The following is a 5556-nucleotide window of genomic DNA, read 5'->3' on the forward strand; positions in this document are numbered from 1 at the left end:
CAACAACGCCGCTGATGTGCTCGTCCGGTCGCGGCTGGCCGCCGGCCACATACAGGTCACAAGGGATGATCGTTCCACCATCGCCCACAACGCGGTACAGCCACTGGAACACCCCTCCACCCGCCCCGCATGCCCCGCAGGCGATCACGTACTGGGGTTCGGGCATCTGTTCCCAGACCCGTATACGCCTCGATGCCTGTTTCCGGGTGACCGCTCCGGTCACGATCAGGATGTCTGCATGGCGCGGTGATCCCTTTGCCAGGATCCCGAACCGCTCCACATCGAACCGCGGCATAAGGCAGGCAATAATCTCGATGTCGCACGCATTGCACGCCCCGCTGTTGAAGACTGTGACCCAGGGGGATGTTACCCGGGCCCAGGTGGCAAGACGCTGGCTGATGGACTGCCTGTCACCTGTCATGCTATCACTTCACCTCCTTGTGGGGGGTCACTGCTCCCACCTCAGGATGGTTATCGCTACAGCGATGATGCCGAGGTACCCCAGCGTGCCGGCCAGCGGGGCGTCAGCAGGTGCGATCGCGATGATGAGCGCTGCCACGTGGACTACCACGAAGAAGAGGGCCACGTAGAAGAACTGGTATCCCGGAAGGCAGGCACTCCCCTCCATGGCCTCGCCGCCAACATAGGGCATGGTCTTGTTGGCCGAAGGCGTGAACGCCGGCGCAATCTTCCGGGACCAGGCATAGATCAGGTAACAGATCACAAACGCGTACACTGCAATAAGGGGCGCCGAGGAGAGGAGGAATGGCAGGTCCATTCAGACCACCCCCCAGGGGGTGAGCTGCCCGGCTGCGTGCGTGATCCAGTCGAACGACTCGGGGAAGAGGCCCAGGTAAACCGTGACAAAAGCGAGAACCACTACGGCAAAGAGCACGCTGCGGGAAAGGGCAGCTGTCTTCCGGGCGGGTCCCGCCGCCGGGGGAGCAGAGGGAGCGGAGAACATCAGGGTCGAGAGAACGGGGATGTAATAACCGAGGGAGACCACGCTGTTGACCGCAAGGATCAGGGCAAGGACAACCCCGCTCATCAGGGATGTTGCCATCCCTGCCTGTTCAAGGAGCAGCTTTCCTAAGAAGCCGCAGGTGAACGGGACGCCGATCAGGCCAAGGACAAAGATGACAAAGGCGATCCCGAGGAGGGGGTGCCGGGCCCCAAGACCCTTCATCCCCTCCACCTCCGTTGTGCCGGCTTCCCAGGCAAAGGCATCCGCGGCCATGAATGCTCCGCCTTTCATGATGCTGTAGGCAATAGCATAATACAGCCCTGCCGTGAACGCAAAGGGAAAGTCGTACACGAGACCCATGCCGAAGCCGAGGAGGATATATCCCATCTGTGCCACGCTCGAATACGCAAGGATATACCGGAGGTCCTTCTGGTTGAGGGCAAGCAGGTTACCGGCCGTCATGGTGACAAGGGCAAAGAACGTGACAATGAGCCCGAGAACGTAAATGGTCCCGCTGTTGGGTGGCAGGGCGGTCAGGGAGAGGAAGAGGGCGACAAGCACCCCGGTCTTTGTGGCGCCGACCATGATCGCTGTCACGCCGGGCGGGGCGAGTGCGTATGCGTCCGGCAGCCACGTGTGCAGCGGGACGATGGCCAGTTTGACGCCATACCCGAGCAGGATGAGGACTGCCGCAAGCAGGACCACGGCCGGGCTGGTCCCCGACAGTGCTGCCGGGAGGCTGGCAAGGTCCGTTGTCTTTCCGGCAAAAAACAGGATTGAAACCCCGAGAAGGGCGGTCAGTGTCCCGGAAACTCCCTGGACGAGATACTTCATTGCGGCGGGAACCGTGTTCTTGTCCTCACTGTACCGGTAGGCAACGAGGGCATAGACCGGGATCGCGGAGAGCTCGACCATGACAAAAATGGTGAAGAGGTCGGTCGCAAAACCGACCGCGGTGGCACCAGCAAGGGCAAAGAGACAGAGCGGGTAATAGAAGCGCACCGGCCCGCCCGGGTCAAGGTTCCCCTGCGAGGCAAACGCAGCAAGCCCTCCGAGACCGGTCACGAGGAGCCCGCAGGTCAGGCCGAGGTACGGTGTACCCGGGGGGGATGGGCTTTCGAGGATGATACCGAGGAGATAGAGGAACGCTGCTGCAAGCCAGAGGGCCGTGAGCGTACCGCTCCACCGCCGGTAGCCGGGAGGGATCCTGCTGATAATACCGTACAGGACGATGCCTCCCAGGGCGATATAGAGCGGCACGAGCGTGCCGGTATCGGTCACGATCATATCCCAACCCCCACGAGGATGATGCCCATGAGGGCAATAACGACTGCGAAGAAGACTGCCATGTCATGGTTCACGTCCCGGTTTTCCCACCCCATGGCTATCTTCCCTGCTGTAAAGAGCAGGAGGGCTCCTGCAGTCGCCACTTCATACACCAGCGCGAAGGCATCGCGGAGCCAACCGGCAAATGCAACAAGCCCACGGCCTGCGGTATGGTAGAGGATATCCACATCCTTCAGCCGGGGGTCATGCGGCCGGAGCAGAGTTTTGCCGGCAGTAAAGAAGAAAACTGCTGCAGCGCCCAGGACAACGACTGCGCTGATAACGTGGGCCGGGTCATAGGCAGCATAGGTTACGGGATAGGGAAGGAGGGCATAGAGGGCTGCCGGGTATATCCCAATGATGATGCAGAGGGCTGCAGCGCCGAGCATGGCTGCCTGCATCAGCAGCGGGGGATCGGATGCCTGTGAATCCCCGTCACGGAGGAACGCGAAATAGCCCAGCTTCAAAAATGAGAGGAATGTGCCAAAGGAGGCGATCTCCAGGAGGACCCAGAGCCAGATGCTGGTATGCTCCGCCGCAGCAAGGACCATCCCTTTCGAGACGAACCCGTTGAAGAGCGGGACGCCGGCAATAGAGAATGCGGCAATCCAATAAGCGAGGGCAGTCACGGGCATCTTCTTCTGCAGTCCCCCGACCCGGCTGAGCAGGTTCTCACCGGTCTTCCAGATGACGACGCCGATAGCCATGAAGAGAAGGGCTTTGTACAGGATGTGGTTGAAGACGTGCGCCATTCCGCCATCAAGGCCGAGCTGTCCGGTAGCACTTGCGACCCCCAGCCAGCCAAGGATCCCGACACCCACAACCATGTAGCCCACCTGCGAGACGATGTGGTACGAGAGGAGCCGGCGCATGTCGTTCTGGAAGACCGCAAACACTACGCCATAGACTGCCATCAGGGCGCCCATGAAGGCGATGTATTCTGTGCCGGGCTGGGCCCGGGCAAGGAGGTACACGGCAGCCTTGGTGGTGTATATGGAGAGGAAGACGCTCGCGGCAATATGGGCCCGCGGGTAAGCATCCGGCAGCCAGGTATGGAGCGGTATGAAGGCTAAGTTCACGCCGATCCCGAGCACGATGAGCACCGAAGCCCAGAGCTGGTACGTGGCATCGGGAATGCCGGCAAGGGGCCCGACAATGGGAGAACCTGCCCCGATGAAGAGCAGGGCGATGCCGGCCCCAAGCAGCGTGCCCCCGAGCCCGTGGAAGAGGAGATAGCGGTAGCCTGCTCCAATGGCCTCTCCAGCCTCCTGCCAGATGAGAAAGGTCGAGGTGACTGCCATGACTTCCCAGAAGAAGAAGAGTGTGATCCAGTCACCGGCAAAGACCACGCCCATCGACGCTCCCGCGTAGAGGAGGGCATAGAGGTGGAGGCGGGCCGGGGCGAACGCCGCGGCATACAGGATCGCAAGGAAGGTGATGGTAGCAAAGATCACGCCGGTGAGGTACGAGAGGCTGTCCACCCGGAGAAGGGTGAGGGTATATCCCATGAAGGGAAGGTTCCACTGCACCACACCGCCCGCAACTGTGCCGGAGAGGAAACCACCGGGCAGGAGGAGGACATCGGCAAGGGCGAGGGTCCCGGTGATGATAAGGATAGCCTGCCGGGCACGGCCGGTTGCGAGAAGGGCAAGCGGGGCACCGAGGAAGAAGATCAGGAACGGTGGGATGGCAGTCCCGAGTGCTATCGTGCCCGATACTATCGCAGCGGTACTGCCGGTCACCCCTGCCGCCACCTCCTGGCAGAGGGCAAAGGGGCTCCAGGGGCCGGTCGTCCAGAGCCCGAAGACAAGGGCGCCCGCAGCCGTCACGATGACCGGGACGCGGAGGGTCCACCGTACGCTTGGGATATCGATTGCGCAGGGCGGGAAGAAGGCACGCATCACGACCGGCAGGAAATATGCAAGGTTCAGGACGCTTGCTGCTACCAGGATGAGAAGGATCCACCATTCACCGGTGTACCCGGCACCGATGCCAAGCGAGAGATACCATTTTGCGATGAAACCGGCCATGGGGGGGAGACCCACCATCGAGAGTGTTGCAAGCGTGAATGCGGCAAACTCCCACGGCATCTTCCTCCCGAGGCCGTCCAGCTCGGAGATCTTTGTTTTGCCGGTCTCGACTGCAACAGCCCCGGCAACAAAGAACATGGTGAGCTTACCGAACGCATGGGCCGTGAACGCATAGGCTGCCCCAATCACCGCAGCAGCTCCCCAGCCACCAGTTGCAGCGGTCAGTCCTGCCGGCAGGAGGATTGCTGCCCCAAGCACCATGTAACTGAGCTGGCTGACCGTTGAATACGCGAGTCTGAGCTTGAAGTCGTCCTGCCTCAGGGCGAGGAGCGCACCCACAATGATGGTGATGACGGCAACCGCAATGACAAGGTTGCGGAGGCCCAGTTCAAGCATCAGCCGGGGCCCGTACAGGTCCCACATCAGGCGCATCAGCCCGAAGACACCAGTGTTAACGACGGCGACTGCATGGAGGAGCCCGCTGACAGGCGTGGGTGCGACCATTGCGCTCGGGAGCCAGCCATGGACCGGCACGAGCGCCGCCTTGACGCCAAACCCGGCCATCAGGAGGATGAACCCGATGCGGGCGAACTCCGGCGAGAGGAGGGCAATGCCCGGGTTCCCGCCGGCAATGAAATCGAGCGAGCTCCCCATCCCAAGGAGGGTCATCATGCCAGCAAGGATGGCGACGCCGCCTGCCTGCGTGTAGACCAGGTACTTCCGTCCTGCGGCTAGAGCCTCCACGGTCTCGCTGTGCGCAACCAGCGGATATGCTGCTATCGCGAGAATCTCGTAAAAGACAAAGAGCGAGAAGAGGTTCGAAGAGAGAGCCACCCCCATCACCGCCCCGATTGTGATGGCAAAGCAGGCATAATAGCGGGTCTGTGCATGCTCGTTCCTCCCCCGCATGTAGCCGATATTATAGACCGTAGTGATGACCCAGAGGCATGAGGCAATGCACGCAAAGAGCAGCCCCAGGGCATCCGCAGCAAGGTGGAGGGAGAGTCCCGGGAGGACCGCGAGTGGCGGTGTCGAGAGCGGAGCGGATGCAAACGCCGAGGGGAGGGCAAGGAGGCAGAGGGCAAATGTCAGGATGGCGGCAAGGAGGGAGACACCCTCGCGGGCATCCGGCTGCCGGTCCCGCAGTATGATAAGGCAGGTGGCAATGAACGGTATCCCCACGATCAGCGGCAGGCACCAGGACCCGTCGGCCACCCCGGCTCACCCCCCCCCACG

4 protein-coding genes are annotated in these 5556 nt (G+C 61.8%); all 4 read right to left on the bottom strand.

What is annotated here, in order from left to right:
• The coding region (locus tag CW742_RS06180; protein WP_292417949.1) for an NADH-quinone oxidoreductase subunit B family protein at positions 1-421 on the bottom strand (421 nt) is incomplete at its 3' end.
• 27 nt (positions 422-448) lie between these two features.
• Positions 449-778, bottom strand: a complete 330-nt coding sequence (locus CW742_RS06185) for a hypothetical protein (protein WP_292417952.1) — start codon at positions 776-778, stop codon at positions 449-451.
• Positions 779-2251: an NADH-quinone oxidoreductase subunit N gene (locus tag CW742_RS06190; RefSeq protein ID WP_292417955.1), complete on the bottom strand. Its 1473-nt coding sequence runs from the start codon at positions 2249-2251 to the stop codon at positions 779-781.
• The gene (locus CW742_RS06195; RefSeq protein WP_292417957.1) at positions 2248-5535 is read right to left on the bottom strand and encodes a Na(+)/H(+) antiporter subunit D; all 3288 of its coding nucleotides are present in this window, start codon (positions 5533-5535) and stop codon (positions 2248-2250) included. Before CW742_RS06195 ends, CW742_RS06190 begins: the two co-directional genes overlap by 4 nt.
• Positions 5536-5556 lie beyond the last annotated feature (21 nt).

It is taken from the genome of Methanoregula sp., from assembly GCF_002835825.1.
Lineage (GTDB): Archaea > Halobacteriota > Methanomicrobia > Methanomicrobiales > Methanospirillaceae > Methanoregula.